This window comes from Nocardia ninae NBRC 108245 (assembly GCF_007990755.1).
GTDB classification, from domain to species: domain Bacteria; phylum Actinomycetota; class Actinomycetes; order Mycobacteriales; family Mycobacteriaceae; genus Nocardia; species Nocardia ninae.
In genome coordinates this window covers 13174-29881 of record NZ_BJXA01000018.1, presented here as the reverse complement: position 1 = coordinate 29881, position 16708 = coordinate 13174, and the positions used below count along the sequence as shown (strand labels likewise).

General features: G+C 67.6%; 1 protein-coding gene (cut by a window edge). It reads left to right on the top strand.

Annotated elements, in window-relative coordinates; all coding sequences use genetic code 11:
- On the top strand, positions 1 to 16708 hold the 3' portion of the coding sequence (locus NN4_RS15795) for a non-ribosomal peptide synthase/polyketide synthase (protein WP_147131469.1). The gene continues 4076 nt to the left of window position 1, outside the view; 16708 of the gene's 20784 nt are visible here — the last part of the coding sequence; its start codon lies off the left edge, out of view; its stop codon occupies positions 16706 to 16708.

The following is a 16708-nucleotide window of genomic DNA, read 5'->3' as shown; positions in this document are numbered from 1 at the left end:
GACCGACGACGCGCTGGCCGAGCTGGTCGGGTTCTTCGTCAACACCTTGGTATTGCGGGCGCCCGTGGTCGCGGGTGCGTCGTTCACCGAGATTCTCGGCGAGGTCAGAGGGAAAGCTCTGGCCGCGTACGAGAACCAGGACGCGCCGTTCGAATTGCTGGTCGAGTTGCTGAAACCGGCCCGCTCGGCGGCCCATCATCCGCTGTTCCAGGTGTCGCTGGCCTTCCAGAACAACGCCATGCCCACCCTCGAACTGCCAGAGGTGCGAATCGAGCCCTACTCCGCGTTCACCGCGACCGCGCGGTTCGACCTGTCGTTCAATATCGCGGACGCGCCCGCCGGTGAGCAGTGGACCGGGCTCGTCGAGTACGCCACCGATCTGTTCGACCGGTCCACCATCGAGTCGATGGCGGCGCGGTGGGTCTGGCTGCTGCGGCGGCTGGTGGCGGACCCTGCGGCCGCGGTGGGGTCGATCGATGTGCTCGGCGCCGAGGAACGCGAGCTGGTGTTGCGCCGGTGGAACGACACCAACGCTGAGGTCGTGGGCGACACGATCGTCGGGCTGTTCGAGGCACAGGCCGAGGCGGCCCCGGACGCACCGGCCGTCGTCAGCGGGGAGACCGAGCTGTCGTATCGGGAACTCGGCAGTCGAACCGATCAGCTTGCGCGCGTGCTTATTTCGCAAGGTATGCGGCCGGACAGTATCGTCGCCGTCGCGTTGCCGCGATCGGCGGAGTTGATCGTGGCGCTGCTGGGTGTGTTGAAGGCCGGTGGTGGTTATCTGCCGCTCGATACGGCGTATCCGCCGGAGCGGCTGGCCTTCGTGCTCACCGATGCCGCGCCGTTCGCGGTGGTGACCGATTCCGCGACCGCCGAGCTGCTGCCGCCGACTGCGACGCCGAACCTCTACCTCGACCGGCTCGACCCTGCCGGGTCCGGGCCGGTGCCGGCACGGGTCGGTCCGCAGAACTTGGCGTACATGACCTACACCTCCGGTTCGACCGGCATCCCCAAAGGTGTTGCCATCACGCACCGTAACGTGCTGAACCTGGTCACCCAGGTGCGTGCGGTAGGCGCGGGAAATCGGGCTTTGACTCACCACTCGCTGGCGTTCGATGCCTCCGCCTATGAGATCTGGCCCGCGCTGGTCGGCGGCGCGGCATTGGTCGTGGCCGAGGAGCCGCGGTCGGACCTCGCGGAGATCACCCGGCTGGTCGAGGCGCGGTCGGTGACGACGATGATCGCGACGCCGCCCTTGCTGTCCGCCTTCGTGGACTATGTCGAGTCGATGCCCGACAACCCCTTGCGGACGCTGAAGCGGATGATCGTCGGCGGCGCGGAGTTGCCGATGAGCGTGGTGCGGAAGTTGCACGCGCGCAACGCCGAGGTCGAGGTCATCAATAGCTATGGGCCGACAGAGACGACGGTCCTGGTGACCGAATGCCCGGCGGGGAGCGAGGCCGGGAGTGTCATCCCGATCGGTCGACCGCTGGGCAATGTCAGGGTGTACGTGCTGGATTCGTGGCTGGCGCCGGTGCCGGTGGGCGTCACCGGTGAGTTGTATGTGGGCGGTGCGCATTTGGCGCGTGGCTATCATGGCCGGGCCGGGCTGACCGCGGCGCGGTTTGTGGCCGATCCGTTCGATCCGGCCGGTGGTCGGCTGTATCGGACCGGCGATGTGGTGCGGTGGAACAACTCCGGCCAGCTGGAGTTCGCTGGCCGGGCCGACGAGCAGGTCAAGATCCGTGGTTTCCGGGTCGAACCCGGCGAGGTCGAAACCGTGCTGGCCGACCATCCTTCGGTGTCGCGAGCGGTGGTCGTGGCACGCGACGTCGGCGGCGGCAAGCAGTTGGTCGGGTATGTCGTCGCGGATCAATCCGAGCCTGGCGCAACCGAACTCGACGGCGGTGCCGTACGCGACTTCGCCGCCGCGCGCCTGCCGGAGTTCATGGTGCCCGTGGTGGTGCTGGTGATCGACGCGGTGCCGTTGACCCAGAACGGGAAGCTCGATCGGTCCGCGCTGCCGGATCCGGAGTTCACCGCGTCGACGCGGTATCGGGCGCCGCGCAGCACCGAGGAACAAGTTCTGGCCACCGTGTTCGCCGAGGTGCTCGGTCTCGAGCGGGTAGGCGTGGACGACAGCTTCTTCGAGCTGGGCGGGGACAGTATCCGCTCGATCCAGGTGGTGTCACGGGCGCGGGAAGGCGGGGTGGAGGTCAGCCCGCGTGAGGTGTTCGAGCATCAGACCGCGGCGGCGTTGGCCGCGATAGCCCGCGGACGTGGGGCGACCGGTCCGGTATTGAGCGAGCTGTCCGGTGGCGGCGTGGGCTGGCTGCCGTTGTTGCCCGCGGCACGGTTCGTGCGCGAGCTGGGTGCGGGCTTCGATCGGTTCACCCAGTCGATGCTGCTGGACCTGCCCGCGGGTATCGATCGGGCGGGGCTGCTGGCGACGTTGTCGGCGGTGATCGATCGCCATGATGTGTTGCGGTCGCGGTTGGTCGACGACGAGCGCGGGGCGGGGCTCGAGGTAGGGCCGGTGGGCTCGGTGGATGTGGGCCAGTTGCTGCATCGCGTCGAGCTGGCTGCCCCCGAACAGGATTCGGCGGAGCGGGCCGAGGTGATCACCGAGCAGGTCGGTGCGGCCGTGCATCGGCTCGCGCCGTCGGCCGGGGTAATGGTGCAGTTCGTATGGTTCGATGCGGGACCCGCGCAGAGTCAGCTGTCGATCGTGGCGCACCATCTGGTGATCGACGGTGTGTCGTGGCGGATCGTGTTGCCGGACTTGGCCTCCGCGTGGCAGGCGGTATCGGCGGGAGAGACACCGGCGTTGCCGAGGCCGGGGACCTCGGTGCGGCGCTGGGCGCACGGGCTGGTGGAGCAGGCTGCCGCGCCACAGCTGACGGAGCAGTTGTCGTGGTGGCGTTCGGTATTGGATGGGCCGGACCCGCTGCTGGGCGCCCGGCCCGTCGATCCGGCAGTCGATGTGATGGCGACCGTGCGGCACGTCGATGTCGAGCTTCCGGTCGCGGTGACCGAGGCGTTGTTGACCACGCTGCCCGCGGTGTTCCACGGCGGTGTCGAGGACGGGCTGTTGGCCGCTTTGGCGGCGACGATCACGCAGTGGCGGGATACCAACGGCCGCAGCGATGCCGAGCAGTCGGTGCTGATCCGATTGGAAGGCCACGGCCGCGAGGAAGACACGGTTCCGGGGGCCGACTTGTCCAGTACGGTCGGCTGGTTCACGAGTGTGTTCCCGGTGCGACTGTCTGCCGCCCAGTCGCCCTGGGCGGAGCTCTGCGCGGGCGGTCCAGCCGCGGGCTCCTTCCTGAAGGCGATCAAGGAACAACTGCGGGCGACACCGGACAAGGGCATCGGATACGGCCTGCTTCGGTACCTCAATCCGGACACCGCCGTTGTGCTGCAACAGTATTCGATCGGCCAGATCGGCTTCAACTATCTCGGCCGGTTCAACGCCGCGGATCTGCTGCCGCAACGACTGCGCGGCGCGGGCTGGACACCGGCGGCGGACAGCGCGGCAGCCAGTGCGGCTCCCGATCCGGCGATGGCCGCGATGGCGGTGCTGGATGTCAACACGATGGTCGTCGATACCAGCGACGGCCCGGTGCTGCGAGCGGTGTTCGCGGCACCCGAGGGAGTGCTCGCCGAGACTGAGACCGCGCACCTCGCCGAACTGTGGCGCAGTGCGCTGACCGGGCTGGCGCGATATGCCGGGATGCCGGGTGCGGGCGGTTTGACGCCGTCGGACTTGTCGCTGGTTCAGCTGGGGCAGCACGAGATCGAGGTACTGGAGGAGCGGTACCCGAACTTGGCGGACGTGTGGTCGTTGACGCCGATGCAGTCGGGCTTGCTGTTCCATCAGGCACTGGCCGGCGCGGGATTCGATGCCTACCACATGCGGGTGGTGTTCGGGCTGGCCGGACGGGTGGATCCGGAGCGGATGCGTGCGGCGGGACAGGGGCTGCTCGATCGGTATCCGAATCTGCGGGTCGCCTTCGCCCCTGGCCCGCACAGCAAGCCGGTGCAGGTCGTGGTGGACGACATGGAATTGCCTTGGCGCGTAGTGGATCTGCGTGATCGTGACGAGTCCGAGCGCGATGCGGCGTTGGACCGACTGCTTGTCGAGGACGACCACGCCCATTTCGACATGGCGGTCCCACCGCTGCTGCGTTTGACGCTGGTGCTGATGAGCGAGCGCCGTGCGGAGTTGGTCATGACCGCCCATCACGTCCTGATGGACGGCTGGTCGCTGCCGCTGATGATCCGAGACCTGTTGCGGCTCTACGGCTCCGACACCGGCCTTCCGCAGCCCGCCGCTTACAAGGAGTTCTTGAAGTGGCTGGGGGAGCAGGATGTCGAAGCAGGCGTGCGGGCGTGGCGCCGGGAACTCGACGGCGTCCATGAACCCACCTTGCTCGCGAGCAGTGTGCGCGGCACCGATGCGGCAGCCGATGGTGTCGATCGGGTCGGAGTGCCGCTGACCGCCGATATCGGCACGGCATTGAACAGGCGCGCAGGCGAACTCGGCGTCACCGTGAACACCGTCGTCCAGGCCGCGTGGGGCATCCTGCTCGCCGCGGCGACCGGACGCCAGGACGTAATCGTCGGCGCCACCGTCTCGGGGCGTCCCGCCGAGATCGCGGGCGTCGATTCGATGGTCGGGTTGTTCATCAATACCGTGCCCGTGCGGGTGCGGTTCGGCCCGCGCGACACCCTCGCCGGTCTGCTGGCCGAGTTGCAGGGACGCCAGACTGCCCTGCTGGACTATCACCATGTCGGTCTGAGCGATATCCACCAGGCCGTCGGGCTGAACGTGCTGTTCGACACGCTCATCGCATTCGAGTCCTATCCGGTCGACCACACCGGCATCGAGGAAGCCACCGACACCAGCGGGATTACGATCAGCGACTTGCGTCCGAACTCGGTGACGCATTACCCGTTGACCGTTATCGCGGGTGCCGCGCCCACTTTGACGCTGTACCTCGACTATCGCTGCGATTCGTTCGACCGCACCGCGGTGGCGGCGATGGCGGAGCGGTTGGTGCGGATCTTGCAGCAGGTGGTCGCGGACCCGGAGAAACCGGTGGCCGCGATCGATCTTCTGGGCGCCGACGAACGCGAACTGGTGTTGCACAGGTGGAACGACACCGCGATCGACGTCCCGGACGCCACCGTCATCGGGCTGTTCGAGGCGCAGGCCGCGCGGGTTCCGGAGGGCGTGGCCTTGGCCGGCGCGGGCAGCGAAGTGTCTTATCGCGAGCTCGATAGCCGAGCGGATCGCCTTGCCCGGGTATTGAGTTCGCGCGGTGCGGGGCCCGATTGCCTTGTCGCGGTAGCCTTGCCGCGTTCAGTGGAGCTGATCGTGTCGTTGCTGGCGGTGTTGAAGGCCGGTGGCGCGTATCTGCCCATCGATCCGGCCTACCCGTCGGATCGGCTGGCGTTCATTCTTTCCGATGCCGCACCGGTCGTCGTGGTGACCGATCGCGCTACCGCGAGCATTCTGCCCGAGACCGCGGCTCCGCTGCTCTACCTCGACGCACTCGACGTAGTGGACGGAGACGGCCGAGCCGAAGTCCGGCCGGAGAATCTGGCCTACGTGATCTACACGTCGGGCTCGACCGGCGTCCCCAAAGGTGTCGGCGTCACGCACCGTAACGTGGTGAACCACGTCTCGCAGGGCTGGTTGACCGGCCCGGATGAACGCGTGCTCGTCCATTCGTCGATGGCCTTCGACGCTTCGACCTACGAGATGTGGGCGGCCCTGTGCTCGGGTGCCGGACTGGTATTGACGAGTGAGTTGCGTTCGGATCCGGCCGAGATGCTGGACTTGATCGCCTCTCGTGCGGTGACGAGGATGTTCGCGACCCCGGCACTGCTGGCGGTGTTGCTGGACCAGGCGGAGTCCCTGCCCGCCAACGCGTTCGAGCGCCTGACCGAGGTCATCGCCGGTGGCGCCGAACTGCCCGCAACGCTGGTGCGCCGGGTGAAGCGGATCGCCGACCGGGTGGCGGTGGTCAACGGCTACGGCCCGACCGAGACCACAGTGTTCGCGACGGTGCACGCCGCTGATGACGTATCGGCAGGCTCGGCGCCGATCGGCCGGCCTTTGGCCAATATGCGGGCGTATGTCCTGGATTCGTGGTTGCAGCCGGTGCCGGTCGGGTTCGCGGGTGAGCTGTATGTAGCCGGCGCACAACTGGCGCGGGGGTATCAGGGCAGAGCCGGGTTGACTTCGGCCCGCTTCGTTGCTGATCCCTTCGATGCGGCTGGTGGCCGGTTGTATCGCACCGGTGACGTGGTCCGGTGGACGGCGGCGGGGGTGCTGGAGTTCGTCGGCCGGGTCGATGATCAGGTCAAGATCCGTGGCTTCCGCGTCGAACCGGGCGAAGTCGAATCCGTGCTGGCGCAACATCCTTCGGTGTCGCAAGCGGTGGTGGTCGCCCGCGACACCGAGACCGGCGGCAAGCAGCTGATCGGGTACGTGGTCGCCGACCGCGCCGGGTCGGTCGACGGTGGCCGCCCCGTGCTCGACGGCGGCGCAACGCGCGATTTCGTGGCCGAACGGCTGCCGGATTTCATGGTGCCGACGGTGGTCATGGTGCTCGACTCGCTGCCGTTGACCGCGAACGGCAAATTGGATCGGCAGGCGCTGCCCGATCCGGAGGTGAGTTCGTCGCGGGCGTACCGGGCACCGGTGTCGGCGGAGGAGCAGATCCTGACCACCGTCTTCGCCGAGGTCCTCGGCCTCGAGCGAGTCGGGTTGGACGACAGCTTCTTCGAACTCGGCGGCGACAGTATCCGTTCGATCCAGGTGGTGTCACGGGCCCGCGAGTTGGGCGTGGAGATCAGCCCGCGCGAGGTCTTCGAGCATCAGACGGCGGGCGCGTTGGCGGCGGTCGCCGCGGGACGCGAGATCGCCGGTCCGGTGCTGGCGGAGCTGCCCGGTGGTGGGGTCGGCTGGATGCCGTTGCTGCCGGTCGCTCGGTTCGTCCGGGAACTGGGCGCGGGATTCGACAGCTCCACGCAGTCGATGGTGCTGGATCTGCCGGTCGGTATCGATCGGGCCGGGCTGGTGGCGACCTTGTCGGCGGTGGTCGATCGCCATGACGTGATGCGGTCACGGTTGGTCGACGACGAGCGCGGGCCGGGTCTCGAGGTGGCGCCGGCGGGTTCGGTGGCGGTCGACGGATTGGTGACGCGGGTACCGGTGGCCGGGGTCGAGGAGATGTCCGAAGCGGTGATGCACGAGATGGGTGCCGCCGTCGGTCGGTTGGCGCCGGCCGCGGGGGTGATGGTGCAGTTCGTGTGGCTCGACGCCGGCCCCGATCGCGCGGGCTGGTTGGCGGTCGTGGCGCACCATCTGGTGGTCGACGGTGTGTCGTGGCGAATTCTGTTGCCGGACTTCGCCGCCGCCTGGCAGGAAGTGTCCGCCGGGGCGACGCCGGTGCTGCCGAAGACCGGAACCTCGATGCGGCGCTGGGCGCACGGCTTGGTCGAGCAAGCCGCCCGGCCGGAGCGGGTCGCCGAATTGTCGTGGTGGCGCACGGTTCTCGACGGACCCGATCCGCTGCTCGGTAGCAGGCCACTGGATCCGGCGATCGATGTCATGGCCAGTGTCGGCCATGCCCAGGTCCGTATTCCGGTGCCGACGACCGAGGTGTTGCTGACCACGCTCCCCACGGCCTTCCACGGCGGGGTCGAGGACGGCTTGCTGGCGGCCTTGGCGGTCGCCGTGCGCCGCTGGCGCGAGCGCAAGGGTGTCCGCGCCGAATCGGTGTTGATCCGGCTGGAGGGGCACGGCCGCCAGGAGAACATCGTTCCCGGAGCGGATTTGTCGACCACCGTCGGCTGGTTCACCAGTATGTTCCCGGTGCGGTTGACCGCGCCTGCGACAGAGTGGGACGAGCTGCGTACGGGCGGTGCGCCCGCGGGCGCGTTGGTCAAAGCGGTGAAGGAACAGTTGCGGGCGGTGCCGGACAAGGGTATGGGCTACGGCATGCTGCGGTACCTGAATCCCGAGACCGCCGAAGTGCTGCAACAGTATTCGGCCGGGCAGATCGGCTTCAACTACCTCGGCCGCTTCACCTCGACGGATCTGCTGCCGCACCGGCTGCGCGGCGCGGGCTGGACGCCGTCGGTCGATGCCGGACAGTTGATCACGCCGGTGGACCCGACGCTGGAGTCGATGCCCGCCATGGCGGTGCTGGATGTCAACACGATAGTGCTCGACACCAGCGACGGGCCGGTGCTGCAAGCGATATTCGCCGCGCCCTCGGAAGTGCTGTCCGAGAACGAGATACAGGAGCTGGCGGACCTGTGGCGAGATGCCGCAGAGGGACTGGCGGCGCATGTGTCGGCCGGCGGGGGCGGCTTGTCTCCGTCGGATGTAGTGGCAAAGGGCCTGGAGCAGGCCGATATCGACGTGTTGGAAGGGCAGTATCCGGACCTGGTGGATGTGTGGCCGTTGACGTCGATGCAGTCGGGCCTGCTGTTCCATCAGGTGTTGGCGGGGTCCGGCTTCGACGCGTACCACATGCAGATCGTGTTCGGGCTGGTCGGCCGGGTGGACGCGCAGCGGATGCGGTCGGCCGGTCAGCGGTTGCTGGACCGGTACGCGAACCTGCGGGTGGCGTTTGTGGCCGATCGTCGTGGTGACGCGGTTCAGGTCGTCGTGGACAACGTGGAGCTGCCATGGCGTCTGGTGGACTCAGCCGATGATGCGGCGTTGGAGCGGTTGCTCGCCGAGGACCGGGATGCGCATTTCGACATGGCCATTCCACCGTTGCTGCGGTTGACGCTGGTGCGCAGGGATGCGGATCGGTGGGAGTTGGTACTGACGGCTCACCACGTGCTGGTCGACGGGTGGTCGTTGCCACTGCTGGTGATGGATCTGTTCCGCCTGTATGACGGGTCGACTGAGCTCCCGCCCGCGTTCGAATACAAAGCATTCCTGAAGTGGCTGGGGGAGCAGGACTTCGATGAGGGTGTGCGAGCCTGGCACCGCGAACTCGACGGCGTGCACGAACCCACGCTGCTCGCCGACAGCGTGGGCGGCACCGAGCACAGCGATGGTGTCGAGTTGCCCGAGGTGGCGCGGCTCGAGGTGCCGCTGACGCCGGACACCGCCGCGGCCTTGACCCGGCGGTCGACGGAGCTCGGAACCACCCTCAGCACGGTGGTGCAAGGCGGCTGGGGACTTGTACTCGCCGCAGCGACGGGCACCCACGACGTGATAGCGGGCGCCACCGTGTCGGGTCGCCCGCCGGTGATCGCCGGCGTGAATTCGATGGTCGGGTTGTTCATCAACACCGTGCCGGTCCGGGTGCGGTTCGACCCGCGCGGCACCCTGGCCGAGCTCCTGACGGGCTTGCAGACCCGGCAGACTGCGCTGCTGGACTATCACCATGTCGGGTTGAGCGATATCCACCAAGCCGTCGGGCTGAATGTCCTGTTCGACACGCTCATCGCGTTCGAGTCCTATCCGGTCGACCACACCGGCATCGGCGAGGTCACCGATACCAGCGGCATCGCCATCAGCGACTCGCGCCCGAACGCACCGACGCACTACCCGCTGACGGTCATCGCGAACACCGCGCCGACGCTGACGCTGCACTTGGAATATCGCCCCGACTCGTTCGACCGGGCCGCGGTGGAAGCAATGGCGGCGCGATTGGTGCGGATTCTTCAGCAGGTGGTGTCGGATCCGGATGTACCGGTGCGCTCCATCGATATGCTGGGCGCCGAGGAACGCGAACTCGTGTTGCGCCGGTGGAACGGCACCACCGCCTCGTTCGAGCCGGGCCGAACCCTGTTGGGGTTGTTCGAGACTCAGGTATCCCGGACCCCGCAGGCGGTCGCGCTCATCGGCACGGACGCCGAAGTGTCGTATCGAGAGCTAGACAGCCGCGCCGAGCGCCTTGCCCGAGTGTTGATTTCACGCGGCGTGGGACCGGATTGCATCGTGGCCGTCGCGGTGCCACGGTCGGTGGAGCTGATCGTGTCGATGCTGGCGGTGTTGAAGGCCGGTGGCGCGTATCTGCCCATCGATCCGGCCTACCCGTCGGATCGGCTGGCGTTCATTCTTTCCGACGCCGCACCGGTGGTCGTGCTGACCGATCGTGCTACCGCAAGCATTCTGCCGGACACGACACCGCTCCTCTACCTCGACAACCTCGAAACACTCGACGTAGTGGGCCGGAACGGTCGATCCGGAATCGGACCGCAGAATTTGGCGTACGTGATCTACACGTCCGGCTCCACCGGTATCCCCAAGGGCGTGGCGATCACGCACGACAACGTGGCGAACCTGGTGTGCCAGAACTGGTCTACCGGCCCCAGCGACCGCGTGCTGATGCATACGTCGGTGTCGTTCGACGTCTCCACCTACGAGATCTGGTCGACGTTGTGTGGTGGTCACGCACTCGTGCTGACCGCCGAGCTGCGTTCGGATCCCGCCGAGATGGTCGAGCTGATCGAAACCCGCGCAGTGACAAGGCTGTTCTCGACGCCGGGCCTGTTGCCGGTCTTGCTCGATCGGGTCGAAGCCTTGCCAGGCAACCCTTTCCGCACGTTGGCGCAGGCCGTCGTCGGTGGTGCCGAGGTGTCGGCCGCGCTGGCACGCCGGTTGCGGGCGGTCGCTCCCGGCGTCGAGGTCGTCAACGGCTACGGACCGACGGAGGCCACGGTCTTCGCGACGGTGTGCGTCGCCGATACCGCCGCGGCCGGGAACGGCTCCGTGCCGATCGGGCACCCGTTGACGAATGTGCGCGCCTTCGTGCTGGATTCGTGGTTGGCACCGGTTCCGGTAGGTGTCGCGGGTGAGCTGTATGTGGCCGGAACCCAAACGGCCCGTGGGTATTACGGCCGCCCGGGGATGACGGCAGCCCGATTCGTGGCCGATCCCTTCGATCCGGCGGGCGGCGGTCGGCTGTACCGCACCGGCGACGTGGTGCGCTGGAACCGTTCCGGGCAGTTGGAGTTCCTCGGCCGGGTCGACGATCAGGTCAAGATCCGCGGCTTCCGGATCGAGCCCGGCGAGGTCGAGAGCGTGCTGGCTCAGCATCCTTCGGTATCGCGGGCGGTCGTGGTGGCGCACGACACCGACACCGGCGGTAAACAGCTGGTCGGTTATGTGGTGCCCGACCGGACGAGCTCGGCTGCGGTCGATCCGCGGCAGGTGCGCCGGTTCGCCGCGGACCTGCTGCCCGAATACATGGTGCCCGCAGCGGTGCTGGTGATCGACTCGGTGCCGCTGACCGTGAGCGGAAAACTCGATCGCAAGGCCCTGCCGACACCGGAGTTCACCTCGTCGGCGCAGTACCGCGCGCCCCGCAGCGACGACGAACGGGTGCTGGCCGGGTTGTTCGGCGAGGTGCTCGGCCGTGACCGGGTGGGCATCGATGACAACTTCTTCGAGTTGGGCGGCCATTCGCTGCTGGCCACCCGGCTGGCCAGCCGGATCCGGGTGGCGCTCGGGATCGAGGTGCCGATCCGGGCGGTCTTCGAGGCGCCGACGGTGGCGCAGTTGGCGACTCGGCTCGATGCCGACGCGCAACTGCGCCCCGCGCTGCTGGCCCGCTCGCGGCCGGACGTGGTCCCGACGTCGTACGCCCAGCGGCGACTGTGGTTCATCCACCGCTTGGAAGGGCCGTCGGCGACCTACAACATCCCGGTCGCGGTGCGGATGCGCGGGCTGGAGGTGCCGGTGTTGAGCGCGGCGATCGCCGATGTGATCGCACGGCACGAGAGTCTGCGCACCGTCTTCGTCGAAGCCGACGGCATGCCTGCCCAGCAGGTGCTCGATGCGGACTCGGTCGAGGTGCCGGTGGTCGTCACCGACACGGACCCGGCCGAGTTGGATGCGGCGGTGGCCATGGCCGTGCGCTACGGGTTCGACCTGTCCAACCAGATCCCGATCCGGGTCACGGTGGTGCGTCCCGGCGCGGACGACTGTGTGGTGGTGTTGCTGATCCACCACATCGCCGGTGACGGCTGGTCGATGGCGCCGCTGCTGCGGGACCTGTCGGTGGCCTACGCGGCCCGGCTGGCGGATCGGGCGCCGGAGTGGGCGCCGCTGCCAGTGCAATACGTCGATTACACGCTCTGGCAGCGGGAACTGCTCGGGTCGCCGGAAGATCCCGACAGCCTGCTGTTGCGGCAGTTCGAGTACTGGCGTGCCGAACTCGAAGGGCTGCCGGAGCAGTTGCGACTGCCGACCGACCGGCCGCGCCCACGGGTCGCCAGCTACCGCGGCGACATGGTGCTGTTCGACATCGACGTGGAAACGCGGCTCGGGGTGGAGCGGCTGGCGGCGCGCGAGGGCGCCACGGTATCGATGGTGTTGCAGTCGGCGCTGGCCGTGCTGTTGTTCAAACTCGGTGCAGGCGAGGATATTCCGCTCGGCTCACCGATCGCGGGCCGCACCGATGAGGCGCTGTCGGACCTGGTCGGCTTCTTCGTCAATACCTGGGTGCTGCGGACGCGGCTGGCGCCGGGGGCGGCGTTCACCGAGGTCCTCGGTCAGGTCAGGGCGAAAGCGCTGGCCGCCTACGAGAATCAGGACGCGCCGTTCGAGTTGCTGGTCGAGTTGCTCAACCCGACCCGCTCGGCGGCCCATCACGCGCTGTTCCAGGTGACGCTGGCGTTCCAGAACAACAGCCTGGCCAACTTGGAGTTGCCGGGCGTCGGGTTCGAGCCCTACAACGCGTCGTTGGCCGCCTCGCGGTTCGACCTGTTCTTCAATATCGCCGATACCCCGGCGGGGCTGCCGTGGAACGGGCTCATCGAATACGCGACGGAGTTGTTCGATCGGTCCACGGTCGAGGCGATCGCCGCGCGGTTCGTGCACGTATTGCGGTCGGCCGTAGCGGATCCGGGTATGTCGGTGCGGTCGATCGAGGTACTCGACGCCGACGAGCGCGAAGTGGTGTTGCGGCGGTGGAACGACACCACGGTAGCCATCGACCCCGATCTCACCGTGATCGGTTTGTTCGAGGCGCAGGTCGCTCGGAGTCCGGAGGCGGTGGCGGTGGTTTGCGCGGACACCGAGGTGTCATATCGAGAACTCGACCATCGTGCTGAATCCCTTGCCCGGGTTCTGGTTTCGCGTGGCGTCGGCTCCGACAGCATTGTCGCGGTCGCGGTCCCGCGGTCGGTGGAGTTGATCGTGGCGTTGCTGGCGGTATGGAAGGCAGGCGGTGGGTACTTGCCGATCGACCCGGCCTACCCGTCGGATCGGCTGGCGTTCATCCTCGCCGATGCCGATCCGGTCGTAGTCGTCACCGACCGGGGGACCGCGGACGCCTTGCCCGATGACTCCACACCGCGGCTGTATCTGGACGAAACCCTGAATGAACCAGCTACGGCCGACCTCGATCAGGTGGTGCGGCCGCAGAACCTGGTGTACGTGATCTACACCTCCGGTTCGACCGGTATCCCCAAAGGTGTTGGCGTCACGCACCGTAACGTGGTCAATCACGTCTCGCAGGGCTGGTTGACCGGCCCGTCCGAGCGGGTGCTCGTCCACTCCTCGATGGCTTTCGACGCCTCGACCTACGAGATGTGGGCGGCGTTGTGCGCCGGTGGTGGACTGGTGTTGGCGAGTGAATTGCGTTCGGACCCGGGCGAAATGCTCGAGCTGGTCGCCACCCGGTCGGTGACGAGAATGTTCGCGACACCGGCGCTGCTGTCGGTGCTGGTGGAGCGGGCCGAAGCAGTGCCAGGCAATGCCTTCGACGGCTTGGCCCAGGTGATCGCGGGCGGCGCCGAACTCTCCTCGGCCTTGGCACGCAGAGTGCGGAACGTGGCCGCCGATATCGAGGTGGTCAATGGTTACGGACCGACCGAAACCACTGTGTTCGCCACAACATTCACTGCCGACGCCGATGCGGAAGGGTCCGTGCCGATCGGGCGGCCGCTGATCAATATGCGGGCGTATGTCCTGGATTCGGGCTTGCTGCCGGTGCCGGTGGGAGTCGCCGGTGAGTTGTATGTGGCGGGTGCGCAGTTGGCCCGAGGCTATCGGGGTCGAGCGGGATTGACCTCGACACGCTTCGTTGCCGACCCGTTCGATCCGACAGGCGGTCGGTTGTATCGCACCGGTGACGTGGTGCGGTGGACTTCGTCGGGCGCGCTGGAGTTCGTCGGCCGCGTCGACGATCAGGTCAAGATCCGCGGCTTCCGCGTCGAGCCCGGCGAAGTCGAAACCGTACTGGCGCAGTATCCTTCGGTGTCGCAAGCGGTGGTCGTCGCCCGCGAGACCGACACCGGCGGCAAACAGCTGATCGGCTATGTGGTGCCGGACCGGTCCGGACCGGCGGTGGGCGAGGACGAGCTGGTCGGCCAGTGGCGCCGGGTCTACGACGACCTGTACTCCGCGCCCGACGAGGCCGACGGTGGCACGGACGAAGACGCCGACCTTGTCCCGTTCGGTTCGGATTTCGGTGGCTGGAACAGCAGCTACACCGGCTCCGCCATTCCGCTGGACCAGATGCGGGAATGGCGGTCGGCCACCGTCGAGCGGATTCTCGGCCTGCGGCCCAAGCGGGTCCTCGAGATCGGCGTCGGATCGGGCTTGCTGCTGTCCCAGGTGGCCCCGGAGTGCGCCGAATACTGGGCCACGGACTTCTCCGCCCCGACCATCACCACGCTGCGACAGCGGCTGAACGAGCTGCACGAGGACTGGGTCGACCGCGTCGTGCTGAGCGTGCGCGGCGCCGACGACACCACCGGACTGCCGGAGAACCACTTCGACACCGTGGTGTTGAACTCGGTGGTCCAGTACTTCCCCGGCGAAGGCTATCTGCGTCGGGTGCTCGAACAGGTCTCGGCGCTGCTCGCGCCGGGCGGTGCGGTGTTCCTCGGTGACATCCGCAATTTGAGCCTGCTGGAGGAGTTCACGACTGCCGTACAGCTCGCGCGCAACGGCGAGGCGGACCCGGCGACGGTGCGTGATCGAGTACGCCGAGATATGGCCGCCGAGCAGGAGTTGCTGTTGGCGCCGGAGTATTTCGCGGGTGTCTGCCGGGAGGTCAACGGTTTCGGTGCCGTCGACATTCAGCTCAAGCGCGGGTTCTCGGTCAACGAGCTGACCCGGTATCGCTATGACATTGTGCTGCACAAGGATCCGGCGGAGCAGCTGTCCGTCGCCGACATCCCGGCAGTCGAGTTCACCGACCTCGACCAGGTGCGCTCCGTTCTCCAGGTCCGGCACGGTGACGGCGTTCGAGTCACCGGGATTCCGCACGCCGGGTTGTTCGCCGAAATCGAGGCCACCGAACAGATCCGGGCGGGTCTGCCCGGCACGGCTACGTCCGGCGTCGGTTTCGAAGGCGTGCTCGGCTCGGATGACGAACGGGCGGGCGCGTTGCCGGAGGACCTGCATCTCCTGGGGCAGGACTGCGGATACACCACGGTCGTCACCTGGTCTGCGATCGCCGGCCGAATGGACGCGGTCTTCCTCGAAGCCACCGCCGAGCACCGCCCGCTGACCGATGTGTACCGCACTTCGGACCCTGCGGCGGACCTGGCGAAGTATGCCAACAGTCCGCAGGCGAGCGTGCTGTCCGCCGATGTGCGCCGGTGGGCGGGCGAGCGGTTGCCGGAGTTCATGGTGCCCGCCACGGTCATGGTGCTGGACAGCCTGCCGTTGACGGCGAACGGGAAGCTCGACCGCAGCGCGCTGCCGGACCCGGAGCTGTTGTCCGCCAGCGAGTATCGCGCCCCGCGCAACGAGCGGGAGCGAATGCTGACGGCGTTGTTCGCCGAGATCCTCGGACTGGACCGAGTGGGGATCGATGATGACTTCTTCGCGCTGGGCGGCCATTCGCTGCTGGCCACCCGCCTCACCAGTCGGCTCCGGGCCGTGCTGGGCGTCGACGTCCCGGTCCGGGTGATCTTCGACGCCCCGACCGTCGACAAATTGGCGGCCCGGCTCGACGAAGGTGGTGCCGTCGGAACGGATTTCGATCCGGTGCTGACGCTGAAGAGTTCCGGTTCGCGCGAACCGCTGTGGTGCCTGCACCCCGGCGGTGGCCTCGGCTGGTTCTACCAGCAGCTCGGACGGCACCTGCCGGACCGGCCGGTATACGCCATTCAATCCCGTGGCCTGGACGGTGGCCCGACCGCGGGTTCGATGGCGGAGATGGTCGCGGACTACATCGATCGGATACAGACACTCCAGAGCGAGGGTCCTTACTATCTGCTCGGCTGGTCCTACGGCGGCGTGGTCGCGCAGGCCATGGCGGCCGAATTGTCCCGACGGGGACTGGAAGTCGGCTTCGTCGCCGTGATGGACAGCCAGCCGCCGCAGGGGTCGGCCGCCGATTCCGACGTGACCGAGGAGGAGGCGATGGCCGGCGTCAAGGCCTGGGCCGACGACAGGTTCGGCGACCAGCTCGACGCTCCGGTCATCCAGGAATTGGTACAGCGGCTGACGACGGTGCTCGTCAACAACTGCAAACTGTGGGAAGGCTACTCCTCGCCGTTCTACGACGGCGACCTGACGATCTTCGGCGCCACCCTCGATGCGGAAGGCAACCGCACCGTCGACGCCGAGACCGAGCTCGAAGCAGCCTGGCGCTCCTACATCGGCGGCCACATCGAAGTCATCGAGATGGACTGTGCGCACGGCGACTTCGACCGCCCGGAAATGATGAGCGTGGTGGGCCGAATACTGAACACCCTCTTGTAG